The organism is Delftia sp. CH05 (assembly GCF_009827015.1).
Taxonomy (GTDB): domain Bacteria; phylum Pseudomonadota; class Gammaproteobacteria; order Burkholderiales; family Burkholderiaceae_C; genus Comamonas; species Comamonas tsuruhatensis.
The window spans coordinates 87,351-100,760 of sequence record NZ_WUMG01000008.1 but is presented as its reverse complement, the minus strand read 5'-3'; the positions used below and the strand labels follow the sequence as shown (position 1 = coordinate 100,760).

The window sequence follows — 13,410 nt, the reverse complement described above, 5'->3', positions numbered from 1 at the left end:
CAGGGAGACAAGCCCGTCTTCGCAATGGCATCCGGCAGAGGCCCGGGGGCTGCGGCGGACCGGGCTCGCTTGCAAGACCGAAATACGTCCAACGAAAAAATCCGCATGAAATTCAATCGCTTGACCACCATGGTGCTCGTGGCCATGGTCCTCGGCGTGCTGGTGGGCTATGCCTGCAACAGCTACGCGCCCACGCCCGAGGCCGCCAAGGAAATCGCCAGCTACTTCGGCATCCTCACCGATGTCTTCCTGCGCATGATCAAGATGATCATCGCGCCCCTGGTGTTCGCCACCCTGGTGTCGGGCCTGGCCAACATGGGCGACGCCAAGGCCGTGGGCCGCATCGGCGGCCGCGCGCTGGGCTGGTTCATCGTGGCCTCGTTCTGCTCGCTGGCCATTGGCCTGATCTATGCAAACGTGCTGCAGCCCGGCCATGGCCTGAGCGTGGCCCTGCCGTCGTCGGCTGAGGGCCTGAACCTCAAGACCTCGGCGCTGAACCTCAAGGACTTCATCGCCCACGTGTTCCCCAAGAACATCTTCGAGGCCATGGCGACCAACGAGGTGCTGCAGATCCTGGTGTTCGCGCTGTTCTTCGGCATTGCGCTGGGCAACCTGCACAACCAGGCCGCGCGTTCCATGGTGGGCCTGATGGACGAAGTGGTCCACATCATGCTCAAGGTCACCGACTACGTGATGCGCTTCGCCCCCGTGGGCGTGTTCGGTGCCGTGGCCGGCACCATCACCATCCATGGCCTGGGCATGCTGTCGGTGTTCGGCAAGTTCATGCTGTGCTTCTACTTGGCCCTGGCCACGCTGTGGGTGCTGCTGATCGTGGCCGGCTACGTCGTGCTGGGCCGTGACATCTTCCGCCTGCTGAACCTGATCCGCGGCCCGCTGCTGGTGGGCTTTTCCACGGCCAGCAGCGAATCGACCTATCCCAAGCTGATGGAGCAGCTGGAGAAGTTCGGCATCAAGCCGCGCATCATCGGCTTCGTGCTGCCGCTGGGCTACTCGTTCAATCTCGATGGCTCCATGGTCTACACCACCTTCCTGGCCATCTTCATCGCCCAGGCCTACGGCATCGACATGACACTGACGGCCCAGATCACCATGCTGCTGGTGCTGATGGTCTCCAGCAAGGGCATTGCCGGCGTGCCGCGCGCCTCGCTGGTGGTGGTGGCCGCCGTGCTGCCCATGTTCGGCCTGCCCGAGGCCGGCATCCTGCTGATCCTGGGCATCGACCATTTCCTGGACATGGGCCGCACGCTGACCAATGTGCTGGGCAATGCCATTGCCACGGCCGTGGTGGCCAAGTGGGAAGGCGCGGTCGATCCGAATGCCACCACGGACGACGACGAGTCGCTGCTGCCCATGGAGCACTCCCAGGAAGGGCGGCCCGCTGTCTCGGCCTGAGGCCCAGGCGGCGCTGGGGGGCACTGATAACATTGGTGCCTTCACCATGCCCGCCCGCCGCCCCCTGCGCCAGCTCATCCTGCTTTTGCTGTGGCTTGCCCTGAGCGGGCTGAGCGGCTGGGGTGCGTACCTGATGGCGCAGCGGCTGGGCATCGCCGATCTGCGTGCCACGGGCATGCACCGGCTGGAGCTGTACGGCGCCAGCCTGCAGCGCGAGATCGGCAAGTACGCCTTCCTGCCCGACGTGCTGGCACTGGAAGGCAATGTGCAAAGGCTGCTGGCCGAGCCCGGCGACGAGCAGCTCACCAACCGCGTCAACGCCTACCTGGAGCAGCTCAACGACCGCGCGGGCACGCTGACCGCCTACCTGGTCGATGCGCGCGGCCATGTCGTGGCCTCCAGCAACTGGCGGCGCTCCGACAGCTACATGGGCGAGGACCTGAGCTTTCGCCCCTACTACCGCACGGCCATGGCCACGGGCAGCGCGCGCTTCTTCGGCATTGGCACCACGCGCGGCGAGCCCGGCTACTACCTGGCCTCCACCCTGGGCGACGACACCCACACGCTGGGCGTGGCCGTGGTCAAGGTCAGCCTGGACCAGCTGGAGCAATCGTGGTCCACGGTGGAGGCGCCCGTGCTGGTGGGCGACGAGAACGGCGTCGTCATCCTGGGCACGGTCTCCGACTGGAAATTCACCACCTTGCGCACGCTGGACGAGGGCACGCGCGCCGCCTTCGACCACACGCGCCAGTACAACCGCCGCGCGCTGGAGCCGCTGGGCCTGCAGGTGCTGCGCGACCTGGGCCAGGGCGCGCGCCTGGTGCGCATTGCCCGCCATGGCGAGGAATCGCCGGGCTCGGTCTACCCGGTCAGCGGCCGCTTCCTCGCCCAGTCGCGCCAGCTGCCGGGCACGCCCTGGACGATCACCGTGCTCTCGCACCTGGAGCAGGTCGACCAGCTGGCCCAGAGCCGCGCGCTGGCCGCGGCCGTGGGCGCGGCCTTTGTGCTGCTGCTGGCCATGATGGTCAACGAGCGCCGCCGCCACCTGCGCGACCGGCTGGCCGCGCGCGAGGCGCTGCAGGCCGCGCACGACGAGCTCGAGCGCAAGGTGGAGCAGCGCACGGCCGACCTGTCGGCCGCCAACGAGGCGCTGCAGGCCGAGGTGGCCGAGCGCACCCACGCCGAGGCCACGCTGCGTGCCGCCCAGGACGAACTGGTGCAGGCCGGCAAGCTGGCCGTGATAGGCCAGCTGTCCACGGGCGTGGCCCATGAACTCAACCAGCCGCTGACGGCGCTGCGCACCCTGGCCGGCAACAGCCAGCGCTTTCTGGAGCGCGGCGATACCGAAACCACGCGCGTGAACCTGGAGCGCATGGCGCAGCTGGCCGACCGCATGGGCCGCATCACCGGCCAGCTGCGCAACTTTGCGCGCAAGTCCAGCGGCGCCAGCCAGGCCGTGTCGCTGGCGCGTGCCCTGGACAATGCGCTGGCCGTGCTGGAGTCGCGCGTGGCCGAGACCGGCGCCCGCATCCTGCGCGATGACGGCGTGCCCGAGGCCGTGGCCTGGTGCGACCGCAACCGCATCGAGCAGGTGCTGATCAACCTGATCAACAATTCCCTGGACGCCATGCGCGGCCAGCCCGCGCCCTGCCTGGAGCTGGCCTGCGCCGTGGCCGATGGCCGCGCCCAGGTCACCGTGCGCGACCACGGGCCGGGCCTGAGCGAAGCGGCGCAGGCCCATCTGTTCCAGCCGTTTTTCACCACCAAGGAAGAGGGCGTGGGCCTGGGCCTGGGGCTGGCGCTGTCGGCCGGCATCGTGCGTGAATGCGGCGGCACGCTGACGGGCAGCAACCATCCGGGCGGCGGCGCCGTCTTCACGCTGAGCCTGGCCCTGGCTCCCTCCACACCCTCTGCCGACACACCATGACCGACGCCCTCAAAGTCCTGATCATCGAGGACGACCCCGACATCGTGCTCGGCTGCGAGCAGGCGCTGCAGCTCGAAGGCATCGCCTGCGAAAGCGTGGGCAGCGCCGAGCAGGCGCGCCGGCGCCTGTCGCGCGACTTCGCGGGCATCGTAGTCAGCGACATCCGCCTGCCGCGCATGGACGGCATGGCCTTCCTGCGCGAACTGGTGGCCATGGATGCCGAGCTGCCCGTGGTGCTGATCACCGGCCACGGCGACATCTCCATGGCCGTGCAGGCCATGAAGGACGGCGCCCAGGACTTCATCCAGAAACCCTTCGCCCCCGAAACCCTGGTCGGCGCCGTGCGCCGCGCCCTGGAGCGCCGGCGCCTGGTGCTGGAAGTGCGGGCGCTGCGCCAGCAGCTGGACCAACGCGACAGCCTGGAGCACCGGCTGATAGGCCGCGCGCCCAACATGCGCCAGCTGCGCCAGATGCTCACGGGGCTGGCGCAAAGCGCGGCCGATGTGCTGATCCAGGGCGAGACCGGCACGGGCAAGGAACTGGTGGCGCGCTGCCTGCACGAAGCCAGCGCGCGGCGCGAAGGCAACTTCGTGGCGGTCAACTGCGGCGGCCTGCCCGACACGCTGTTCGACAGCGAAATGTTCGGCAGCGAGGCCGGCGCCTATACCGGCGCGGGCAAGAAGCGCATCGGCAAGCTGGAGCACGCCAGCGGCGGCACGCTGTTCCTGGACGAGATCGAGAGCATGCCCCTGCCCATGCAGATCAAGCTGCTGCGCGTGCTGCAGGAACGCGTGCTGGAGCGCCTGGGCTCCAACACCCTCATTCCCATCGACTGCCGCGTGATCGCGGCCACCAAGGTGGATCTGCTCGAACTCAGCAGGCAGGGCCTGTTCCGCGCCGACCTCTACTACCGCCTGAACGTGGCCACCGTCTCGCTGCCGCCGCTGCGCGAGCGGCGCGAGGACGTGCCGCTGCTGTTCGAGCACTTCGCGCTGCAGGGCGCCGCGCGCCACCAGCGGCCCGTGCCCGAGCTGACCACCGCGCGCGTGCAGCATTTGCTGGGCTATGACTGGCCCGGCAACGTGCGCGAGCTGCGCAACGTGGCCGAGCGCACGGTGCTGGGCATCGAGACCGGCTCGCCCCCCTTCGGCCAGCCGGCCGGCACCACCGCGCAGGACACCGCGCCCCGGCCGCTGTCCGCCGCTGTCGAGGCCTTCGAGCGCGCCCTCATCGCCGACGCCCTGCGCCGCCACGCCGGCAGCCTGGCGCGCACGGCCGAAGCCCTGTCCATGCCCAAGACCACGCTGCACGACAAGATCCGCAAGTACGGGCTGGATGGGTAGGCACCCTCAACCCCGCTCCCCGAACTCCACGCTTTCGCGCGTCCAGCGCCGCGCCTGCTCGCTCAGGCTCAGTCCCAGGCCCGGCCGCGTGGGCACGAGTATGCGGCCATTGGCGATTTCCAGGCGTTCGTTGAACAGCGGCTCCAGCCAGTCGAAGTGTTCCACCCAGGGCTCGTTGGCGCAGGTGGCGGCCAGGTGCACGTGCAGTTCCATGGCGAAGTGGGGCGCCAGGCTCAGGTGGGCCAGTTCGGCCTGGGCGGCGATTTGCAGGAAGGGCGTGATGCCGCCCACGCGCGGCGCGTCGGGCATGAGGAAGTCGGCGCTGCGGTGGCGTATGAGATCGCCATGCTCGGCGGCGCTGGTCAGCATCTCGCCGGTGGCGATCGGCGTGTCGAAGCGCCCGGCCAGCGCGGCATGGCCTTCGTGGTCGTAGGCGTCCAGCGGCTCCTCGATCCAGACCAGGTTGAATTCCTCGAAGACACGGCACATGCGCTGGGCCGTGGGGCGGTCCCATTGCTGGTTGGCATCGACCATGATGGGCGCGGCATCGCCCAGGTGGGCGCGCATGGCCTCCACACGCCGTATGTCCATCGCGCAGTCGGGCTGGCCCACCTTGAGCTTGATGCCGCCAATGCCGCGCTCCAGCGAGGCGCTGGCGTTGCGCTTGAGCTCATCGAGCGGCGTGTGCAGAAAGCCGCCCGAGGTGTTGTAGCAGCGCACGGATTCGCGCTGCGAGCCCAGCAGCTTGGACAGCGACAGGCCCGCGCGGCGCGCCTTGATGTCGTACAGCGCCACGTCGAAGGCCGCGATGGCCTGCACGGCCAGCCCGCTGCGGCCCACGGAGGCGCCGGCCCAGCACATGCGTGTCCACAGCCGTGCGATGTCGCTGGGGTCCTCGCCCAGCAGGGTGGGCGCGATTTCGCTGGCATGGGCGAACTGGCCGGGGCCGCCTGCGCGCTTGGCGTAGCTCAGGCCCAGGCCCCAGTGGCCGTCGCGGGTCTGGATCTCGGCGAACAGCATGGCGACCTCGGTCATGGGCTTTTGGCGGCCCGTGAGCACCTTGGCATCGCTGATGGGCCGGGCCAGGGGGAGGTAGCAGGACGACAGGCGTATCCACTGGATGCGGTCCTGGCTGGTGGTTTCGGAGAGCGCGGAAGAAGTCATGGCTGCGGGAGTGCGGTGGTTGGGAAAAGGACAGGGGCAGGCATCAGTCGATGCTGATCTTTCCGGCCTCGATGACCGACTTCCAGCGCGCGTATTCCTGGCGCTGGAACTCGGCGAACTGCTGGGGCGTGCCGGCCACCATCTCGTAGCCGATGGAGACGAACTGCTCGCGCACCCGGGGATCGTTGAGCGCCTCGACAAAGGCCGCATGGGCCTTGTCGCGCAGCGCAGGCGGCAGGCCCTTGGGCGCGACGATGGCCTGCCAGGAGGCGACCTCCACGTTCTTCACCCCGGCCTCGGCCAGCGTGGGCAGGTCCGGCAGCACGGGCGAGCGGCGCGGGCTGGTCACGGCCAGGGCGCGCATCTTGCCGGCCCGGATGTGCTGGATCACGGCATTGATGTTCTGGAACGAGGCATCGACCTGGCCGCCGATCAGGTCGGCATGGGCGGGCGCGCCGCCCTTGTAGGGGATATGCACGCCCTGGGTGCCCGTTTGCTGCCAGAACAGTTCGGCCGTCAGGTGGTCGCTGGAGCCGTGGCCGGCCGAGGCAAAGCTCATCTTGCCCGGATGGGCCTTGAGGTGGGAGACCACGTCGGCCACGCTTTTGTGCGGCGAGCTTGCAGGCACGACCAGCACGTTGGGCGACTGCACGGCCACGGTGATCAGGTCGAAGTCCTTGAGCGCGTCGTAGGGCAGGTTCTTGATCAGGTGGGGCACGATGACCAGCGGGCCCAGCGAGGTGACGAGAAAGGTCTGCCCGTCCGCCGCCGCGCGCTGCACGACGGCCGCGCCGATGGTGCCCGTGGCGCCGGCCTTGTTCTCCACCACGAAGGACTGCCTGAGCTTTTCGCCCAGCCTGGGCGCCACGGCGCGCGCGACCTGGTCGGTGGAGCCGCCGGCGGGGAAGGGCACGACCAGGGTGACGGGCCTGTCTGGCCAGGCCTGGGCCGACGCAGAAAAAGCAGCGAGTAAGGCCAGGGCCAGCGCCATGGCACGAAGAATGTGATTCATCTTGTCTCCTGATTTGTGAATGACATCGTTGTCATTTCCGGGGAAATGAAAAAGCGCCGATGCCGTTTTGTAGATGCAAGGATTTGCGCTTTCAGCAAAATGATATCGTTGTCATTTTGGCTGTCAATCACGATTTCTGCGATGCAGGGCAGGCCTGGCGCCCGTGCGTGGAGGGCGGTCTGCTATCTTCAGGCCCGTCCCCGATACCCGCCCGCGATCGCGCTTGCCCATGAACACACCCACACCCCCCAGGCCTGCCACGCTGCACGACGTGGCCGAGGCGGCCGGCGTCTCGCTGATCACGGCCTCGCGCGCCCTGGGCAATCCTTCCATCGTTTCGGAGAAGACGCGCGAGCGCGTGCGCCAGGCCGTGGAGGCCACGGGCTACATCCCCAACCTGCTGGCCGGCGGGCTCAAGTCCCGCCGCAGCCGCATGGTGGCCGGCGTGGTGCCCGCGCTGTCGGTGTCGCAGTTCCTGCCCACGGTGCAGTCATTGACGGCCACGCTGGCGCAGGAGGGCTATCAGCTGCTGCTGGGCCAGACCTTCTACGACGAGCAGCGCGAGGAGGAGGTGCTCAACGCCATGATCGGGCGCCAGCCCGACGGCATTGTGATGATGGGCCTGGTGCAGTCCGGCAAGGCGCGCGAGCGGCTGCGCAGGACCGGCATTCCCGTGGTGGAAACCTGGGACTTCAGCGACCGGCCGCTGGACATGGTGGTGGGCTTTTCCCATCTGAAGGTGGGCAGCGCGCTGGCCGGCTATTTCCTCTCGCGTGGCCTGCAGCGCGTGGGCATGGCCACGGGCAGCGACCACCGGGCCCAGCAGCGGCGCGAGGGCTTTCTTGCAGCCTGGGGCCGCGAGGTGCCCACGGTCACCGTGTCCGCGCCCGGCAGCCTGGAGCTGGGCCGGCAGGCGCTGGGCCAGTTGCTGGTGCAGCAGCCCGATCTGCAGGCTGTGGTCTGCAGCTCGGACATGCTGGCCCACGGCATTTTGGTGGAAGCCCAGGCGCGCGGCCTGCGCGTGCCCGTGGATCTGGCCGTCTCGGGCTTCGGCAATGCCGATTTCGCGGCCCATCTGCTGCCGTCGCTGACCACCGTGCATGTGGACGGGCCGGGCATAGGCCGCCTGGCCGCCGAACTCGTGCTGGCACGCTGCCAGGGCCGCAGTGCCGGGCGCTCGGCGTTCGACCTGGGGTTCGAGCTGATCGAGCGGGATTCGACCCGCCTGGCTTAGAGGCTCAGCACAGGGCAGCCGCCTGGCGCTCGGTCGCCAGCCCGAACAGGCTGCCCAGCACGTGCTGGATTTCATCAGGGGCCAGCTGCCTGGTCTCGGTGCCGCTGGCCGTGATGGTCTTGAGCGCGTCGCCCACCAGGATCATGCGGCCGGCCGGCTGGTGCAGCACCACCACCCGCTTTTGCACGAAGATGGCGTCCGGGTGCGTGGAGTTCAGGTAGTTGGCGGGGGCGAAATCCACCCACTCCTGGGGCGACAGGTTGAAGGCGTACTGGTTGGCCCATTCACCGTCCACGCGGGCCTGCAGCAGGTACTCGCCCTGGTCGTCCAGGCTCAGGCGGAAGGTGTCGCCGTCCTGGCGGACCTCGGTGTCCAGCACGTCCAGGGCCATGGGGGCGCGTATGCCGTAGCTGCCAAAGCCCAGGTCGCACAGCCAGCGCCGTCCCTGGACCTCGGCCACCAGGGCCATGTGGGTGCGGGGGCGGCGGGCAGGGTAGAACATGGGCCGCGCCGCCACAAAGCGGTAGGCAATGCCCAGGGCCTGCAGCGCCATGGCGAACAGGCCGTTCACCTCGTAGCAGTAGCCGCCCCGGGCGCCGCCGAGGATCTTGCCCGCAATGTCTTCGGGCACCAGAGAGACGATCTTGCCGGCCTGCACGTCGAGGTTCTCGAAAGGCACCGCGAACAACTGGTGGCGCATCAGCGCATGCAGGGTGGCGGCATTCGCCTGGGCGGAGTCCCCGGCACTGAAGCCGATGCGGCGGAAGTAGGCCTGGAGATCGAAATTGCTGGCTTGCATGGGTTTCCTCGGGTTGCTTGATGGCTGCAACGATAAATCGGGGCCATCAATGCCTGTATAAGCAGAATCCAAGAAAACTGACCTGTACAGATTGGCATGCCCTCCAACAACGAACCCTTGCCCCAGTACCGCCGCATTGCCCAGGCCCTGCGCCAGACGCTGTCCTGCGGCGCACTGCGCCCCGGCGACAGGCTGATCTCCGCCCGCAGCCTGGCCGAGCGCGAACAGGTCAGCCTGCCCACCGCGCTGGAGGCGCTGCGCTGCCTGGAGGCCGAGGGCCTGATCGTCGCGCGCCCGCGCTCGGGCTACTTTGTGCGGCAGGCAACCGGCGGCGCGGCGCTGCAGGCGTCCCGCCCGTCGTCGCGCCCCGTGCCCGTGACCCTGTCGGCCCTGGCCCGCTCGCTGTTCAGCAGTCCCGACACGCGCCTGATCCCGCTGGGTGCGGCATTGCCCGATCCGGCCTGGCTGCCCACGGCCCGGCTGCAGCGCGCGCTACAGACCGCCGGGCGCCGCCTGGACGCGCACGGGCAGACCTACAGCATGCCGCCGGGCCGCGCCGACCTGCGCGGCCAGATCGCGGCCCGGGCCGCGCAATGGGGTGCGCGCTTCGGCCCCGACGACCTGGTCCTGACGGCAGGCGCCACCCAGGCCGTGCGGCTGGCCCTGCGCGCCGTGTGCAAGCCCGGCGATGTCGTGGCCGTAGAGCGGCCCGCCTATTTCGGCAGCCTGCTGCTGCTGGAGGACCTGGGCCTGAAGGCGTTGGAGATTGCCACCGATCCCCGCGAAGGCCTGCTGCTGGAGCCGCTGGCCGAGGCCATTGCCCGCCACCGGCCGGCTGCCGTGCTGGCATCGCCCACCGTGCAGAACCCGCTGGGCGCCAGCATGCCGGTGGAGCGCAAGCAGGCCCTGGTGGCGCTGCTGGAGCAGGCGGGCATTCCCTTGATCGAAGACGATGTCTATGGCGACCTTGCGGGCGACGGACAGCGCCCGCCGGCCTGCAAGGCCTTCGACGGCAGCGGCAACGTGCTGTATTGCGGCTCGGTGTCCAAGACCCTGGCGCCGGGCTGGCGCGTGGGCTGGATTGCGGCGGGCCGCTTCCATGCCCAGGTGCTGCAAGTACGCCTGGCGGGCGACTGGGCCGGTGCGCCGCTGCTGGAGGCCGCCGTGAGCGAGGTGCTGGCCAGCGGCGACTACGACCGGCACCTGCGCCGTCTCAAGTCCCGCGTGCAGGCCGGGGTGCAGGCCGTCACGGCCAGGGTCGAGGCCAGCTTTCCGCCCGGCACCCGCGTCTCTGCCCCGCGCGCGGGCTTTCTGCTGTGGGTGGAGTTGCCGCGCCAGGTCAATGCACTGGAGGTGCACCGCCGCGCGCTGGAGCTGGGCATTGGCGTCAGCCCCGGCCCGCTGTTCTCATCGCGCTCGGACCTGCCCAACCACCTGCGCCTGAACTGCGCCAACGAGCCCACGCCGCGCCTGCTGGGGGCCGTGGGGCAGGTGGGGGAGATATGCCGGGGTTTGGTCGAGGGTGCTGCTGCGCGGCAGGGGGCACAGGTCGGCCAGCCTACTTCTTCTCGCGCGGCACGCGCCCCATGAGGAAGAACTCGGGATTGGGCTGCATGCCGGCAAAGCTGGCCATGCGGTTGGACAGGCCGAAGAAGGCGGTGATGGCGGCGATGTCCCAGATGTCCTCGTCGTCGAAGCCATGCGGGTACAGCGCCTCGAAGTCGGCCTCGCAGATTTCATGGCTGCGTTCGCAGACCTTCATGGCGAAGTCCAGCATGGCGCGCTGGCGGGCGCTGATGTCGGCCTTGCGGTAGTTGACCGCCACCTGGTCGGCCACGTAGGGCTGCTTTTCGTAGATGCGCAGGATGGCGCCGTGGGCCACCACGCAGTACAGGCACTGGTTGGCCGCGCTGGTGGTGGTGACGATCATCTCGCGCTCGCCCTTGGTCAGGCTGCCTTCTTCCTTGAGCATGAGCGCATCGTGGTAGGCGAAGAAGGCGCGCCACTCGGCAGGGCGGCGCGCAAAGGCCAGGAAGACGTTGGGGATGAAACCGGCCTTTTCCTGCACTTCAAGGATGCGGGTGCGGATGTCCTCGGGCAGGCTGGACAGTTCGGGCTGGGGGTAGCGGGCGGTGGCCATGTGTCTTGTCTCCTGGGTGTGGTGGTTGTCGTTGCGGGCCATGTTCGCATGGCCTGCGCTGCGCGGGGTGAACGCGCATGACAGCCTGCCTGCCGCCGAGGTTGCAGATTGCGCCCGGGCTCAGGCGGGCGCCATCTCCGGCTCAGGTCGTTATGCAAACCAGTCGCCCAGAAAGCCGGTGAGCGCGCGGATCCGGGCCGACATCTCGCTGCGCGTGGCGTGCACCAGGTAGATGTCGGCCGCAGGCAGCTGCCATTGGGGCAGGACCTCGCGCAGGGCGCCTGCGGCCAGCGGCGCGGCCACGTCCCAGAGCGAGCGCTGCAGGATGCCGTGGCCGTCCAGTGCCCAGGTCAGGGCTGCAGCGCCATCGTTGGTGCTCATCACGCCGTTGACCTTGATGTTGTGCTCGCTCAGGCCCTGGCGCGTGCGACGGCTCAGGCGCCAGCTGCCATAGGTTTCGTCGCTCTCGCGGATCACGATGCAGCGGTGGGCCTGCAGGTCCGCAGGCTGGCGCGGCTCGCCATGGGCATCCAGGTAGGAGGGCGCGGCGCACAGCACGCGGCGGTTGGGCAGCAGCAGGCGGGCGGTGAGGCCGGAGTCGGGCAGGGCGCCAAAGCGCACCACGGCGTCAAAGCCCTGCTCGACCAGGTTGACGGGCCTGTCCGTCAGGTGCAGCTGCACTTGCACCTCGGGATAGGCGCGCGCAAAGGCCGACAGCGCGGGCGCCAGCCGCTGGCGGCCAAAGCCCAGCGTGCAGGCAATGGACAGCGGGCCGCGCGCCGTGGCGCGCGTGCCCGAGATGCTGCGCTCCAGCGCCTCCAGGTCGGCCAGGATGCGCGCGCCGTCCAGCAGGTAGGCCTCGCCCTCGGGCGTCAGGTGGATGCGCCGTGTCGTGCGCTGCAGCAGGCGCACGCCCAGGCGCCGCTCCAGCAGGGACAGGCGGCGGCTGACGGCGGGCGGCGTCACGCCCATCTGCTGGGCCGCAGCGGCCAGGCTGCCTTCGCGGATCAGCAGCGAGAAGAAACGCAGGTCGGAAAAGCCGTCCATGGTGGATGCGGTGGATGGTTGATTCGTAAATTGAACTGATGGATCAATGCAATATTTTGCTATTTATGCAGCCTGGTTTACTGATTAGCATGGCAGGCTGACAGTCATGAACAACGTAGAAGGAATCTCCGGGATGCACACAGATCCATGGATGCCGGGCCTGCGCCAGCAGCGCATCACGGTCGATGACGGGGTGGAGATCAACGCCTGGGTGGGCGGCCAGGGGCCGGCCCTGCTGCTGGTGCACGGCCACCCGCAGACCAGCGCCATCTGGCACCGCGTCGCGCCCCGGCTGGCGCAGCAGTCCACCGTGGTGCTGGCCGACCTGCGCGGCTATGGCGACTCCTCGCGCCCGGCCGGCGATCCCGAGCATGTGAGCTACAGCAAGCGCACCATGGCCCGCGACCTACTGCGGTTGATGGCGCGGCTGGGCCATGAGCATTTCAGCGTGCTGGCGCATGACCGGGGCGCGCGCGTGGCGCACCGGCTGGCCATGGACTATCCCGCCAGCGTGCAGCGTCTGGTGCTGCTGGACATTGCGCCCACGCTGGCCATGTACGAGCAGACCGGCGAGGCCTTTGCGCGCGCCTACTGGCACTGGTTCTTCCTGATCCAGCCCGCGCCGCTGCCCGAGCGCCTGATCGAGGCCGACCCCGCCGCCTATGTGCGCGAGATCATGGGCCGGCGCAGCGCCGGCCTGGCGCCCTTCGATCCCCGGGCGCTGGCCGAGTACCAGCGCTGCCTGGCGCTGCCGGGCAGCGCGCACGGCATGTGCGAGGACTACCGCGCCTCGGCCGGCATCGACCTGGACCATGACCGCGAGGACCGCCGGCTGGGGCGCAGGCTGTCCATGCCGCTGCTGGTGCTCTGGGGCGAGGAGGGCGTGGTGCACCGCTGCTTCGATCCGCTGCGCGAGTGGCAGCTCGTGGCCGACGATGTGCGCGGCCGGCCGCTGGCCTGCGGGCACTACATTGCCGAGGAGGCGCCCGATGCACTGCTGGACGCGGCCCTGCCATTTCTGTTGCAGGCCGGGTGAGTGCGGTCATTGCTGGCTTTCGGGACTGCATTCAGGCAAGCCGACAAAAAATGGGCAAAGAGGGCAAAGGTGCATTCGCACCATATCTGCGGAGACATAGCGTTCTCCATGGATTCAATTGGTATGCCAATCGTGTCGGGAAAAGGTAAGCAATTGAAAAAACCGCATGCCTGCTGCCCGCATGCAATGCCCAGGTCCCAATCCTTGAAAGCCGCTGGAGACAAGGCCTGGCAAGGGCTGGGCAACGCCTTGCGCCCATAGGGGACCACCGCACAAGGTGCAGGCGGGCCAATGC

General features: G+C 68.9%; 11 protein-coding genes. 6 read left to right on the top strand and 5 right to left on the bottom strand.

Annotated features, from left to right (window positions below; all coding sequences use genetic code 11):
* Nucleotides 1–105 precede the first annotated feature (105 nt).
* From GRX31_RS09430 to GRX31_RS09420, 3 genes are read left to right on the top strand one after another with little or no spacing between them, the layout of a single operon-like run.
* On the top strand, nt 106–1,413 hold the full coding sequence (locus tag GRX31_RS09430; protein WP_016446285.1) for a dicarboxylate/amino acid:cation symporter: 1,308 nt from the start codon (nt 106–108) through the stop codon (nt 1,411–1,413).
* A gap of 46 nt (nt 1,414–1,459) precedes the next feature.
* Nucleotides 1,460–3,340 carry a sensor histidine kinase gene (locus GRX31_RS09425; RefSeq protein ID WP_133073555.1) on the top strand — a complete coding sequence of 627 codons (1,881 nt, stop codon included), beginning with the start codon at nt 1,460–1,462 and terminating at the stop codon, nt 3,338–3,340.
* On the top strand, nt 3,337–4,683 hold the full coding sequence (locus GRX31_RS09420) for a sigma-54-dependent transcriptional regulator (protein ID WP_160852360.1): 1,347 nt from the start codon (nt 3,337–3,339) through the stop codon (nt 4,681–4,683). Before GRX31_RS09425 ends, GRX31_RS09420 begins: the two co-directional genes overlap by 4 nt.
* 6 nt (nt 4,684–4,689) lie before the next feature.
* Here GRX31_RS09420 and GRX31_RS09415 read toward each other — a convergent pair whose 3' ends face one another.
* Complete coding sequence (locus GRX31_RS09415) at nt 4,690–5,847, bottom strand: L-talarate/galactarate dehydratase (RefSeq protein WP_160852358.1); 1,158 nt, start codon at nt 5,845–5,847, stop codon at nt 4,690–4,692.
* A 43-nt stretch (nt 5,848–5,890) separates the two neighbouring features.
* A complete protein-coding gene (locus GRX31_RS09410; RefSeq protein ID WP_160852356.1) occupies nt 5,891–6,859 on the bottom strand; it encodes a Bug family tripartite tricarboxylate transporter substrate binding protein in 969 nt (322 codons plus the stop codon).
* Nucleotides 6,860–7,088: 229 nt separating this feature from the next.
* Here GRX31_RS09410 and GRX31_RS09405 point away from each other — a divergent pair, with 229 nt between their 5' ends.
* On the top strand, nt 7,089–8,093 hold the full coding sequence (locus GRX31_RS09405; protein ID WP_160852354.1) for a LacI family DNA-binding transcriptional regulator: 1,005 nt from the start codon (nt 7,089–7,091) through the stop codon (nt 8,091–8,093).
* A 4-nt stretch (nt 8,094–8,097) separates the two neighbouring features.
* On the opposite strand, the gene GRX31_RS09400 is transcribed toward GRX31_RS09405, so the two are convergent.
* Nucleotides 8,098–8,892, bottom strand: a complete 795-nt coding sequence (locus GRX31_RS09400; protein ID WP_160852352.1) for an arylamine N-acetyltransferase family protein — start codon at nt 8,890–8,892, stop codon at nt 8,098–8,100.
* A gap of 96 nt (nt 8,893–8,988) precedes the next feature.
* Between GRX31_RS09400 and GRX31_RS09395 the strand changes: the two genes are divergently transcribed.
* The gene (locus GRX31_RS09395; protein WP_160852350.1) at nt 8,989–10,482 is read left to right on the top strand and encodes an aminotransferase-like domain-containing protein; all 1,494 of its coding nucleotides are present in this window, start codon (nt 8,989–8,991) and stop codon (nt 10,480–10,482) included.
* Here the strand turns inward: GRX31_RS09395 and GRX31_RS09390 are convergent.
* Entirely contained in the window at nt 10,451–11,032 is a 582-nt protein-coding gene (locus GRX31_RS09390; protein ID WP_013801997.1) for a peroxidase-related enzyme, read from the bottom strand. The genes GRX31_RS09395 and GRX31_RS09390 overlap by 32 nt on opposite strands.
* Before the next feature lie 150 nt (nt 11,033–11,182).
* Nucleotides 11,183–12,079 carry a LysR family transcriptional regulator gene (locus tag GRX31_RS09385; protein ID WP_160852348.1) on the bottom strand — a complete coding sequence of 299 codons (897 nt, stop codon included), beginning with the start codon at nt 12,077–12,079 and terminating at the stop codon, nt 11,183–11,185.
* A 133-nt stretch (nt 12,080–12,212) separates the two neighbouring features.
* Between GRX31_RS09385 and GRX31_RS09380 the strand changes: the two genes are divergently transcribed.
* Nucleotides 12,213–13,115 carry an alpha/beta fold hydrolase gene (locus tag GRX31_RS09380; protein ID WP_160852346.1) on the top strand — a complete coding sequence of 301 codons (903 nt, stop codon included), beginning with the start codon at nt 12,213–12,215 and terminating at the stop codon, nt 13,113–13,115.
* Nucleotides 13,116–13,410 lie beyond the last annotated feature (295 nt).

What these genes read in the sequence shown, in the direction of transcription:
- GRX31_RS09430 (WP_016446285.1), top strand. Translation starts at nt 106, where the DNA reads ATGAAATTCAATCGCTTGACCACCATGGTGCTCGTGGCCATGGTCCTC.
- GRX31_RS09425 (WP_133073555.1), top strand. Translation starts at nt 1,460, where the DNA reads ATGCCCGCCCGCCGCCCCCTGCGCCAGCTCATCCTGCTTTTGCTGTGG.
- GRX31_RS09420 (WP_160852360.1), top strand. Translation starts at nt 3,337, where the DNA reads ATGACCGACGCCCTCAAAGTCCTGATCATCGAGGACGACCCCGACATC.
- GRX31_RS09415 (WP_160852358.1), bottom strand. Translation starts at nt 5,847, where the DNA reads ATGACTTCTTCCGCGCTCTCCGAAACCACCAGCCAGGACCGCATCCAG.
- GRX31_RS09410 (WP_160852356.1), bottom strand. Translation starts at nt 6,859, where the DNA reads ATGAATCACATTCTTCGTGCCATGGCGCTGGCCCTGGCCTTACTCGCT.
- GRX31_RS09405 (WP_160852354.1), top strand. Translation starts at nt 7,089, where the DNA reads ATGAACACACCCACACCCCCCAGGCCTGCCACGCTGCACGACGTGGCC.
- GRX31_RS09400 (WP_160852352.1), bottom strand. Translation starts at nt 8,892, where the DNA reads ATGCAAGCCAGCAATTTCGATCTCCAGGCCTACTTCCGCCGCATCGGC.
- GRX31_RS09395 (WP_160852350.1), top strand. Translation starts at nt 8,989, where the DNA reads ATGCCCTCCAACAACGAACCCTTGCCCCAGTACCGCCGCATTGCCCAG.
- GRX31_RS09390 (WP_013801997.1), bottom strand. Translation starts at nt 11,032, where the DNA reads ATGGCCACCGCCCGCTACCCCCAGCCCGAACTGTCCAGCCTGCCCGAG.
- GRX31_RS09385 (WP_160852348.1), bottom strand. Translation starts at nt 12,079, where the DNA reads ATGGACGGCTTTTCCGACCTGCGTTTCTTCTCGCTGCTGATCCGCGAA.
- GRX31_RS09380 (WP_160852346.1), top strand. Translation starts at nt 12,213, where the DNA reads ATGCACACAGATCCATGGATGCCGGGCCTGCGCCAGCAGCGCATCACG.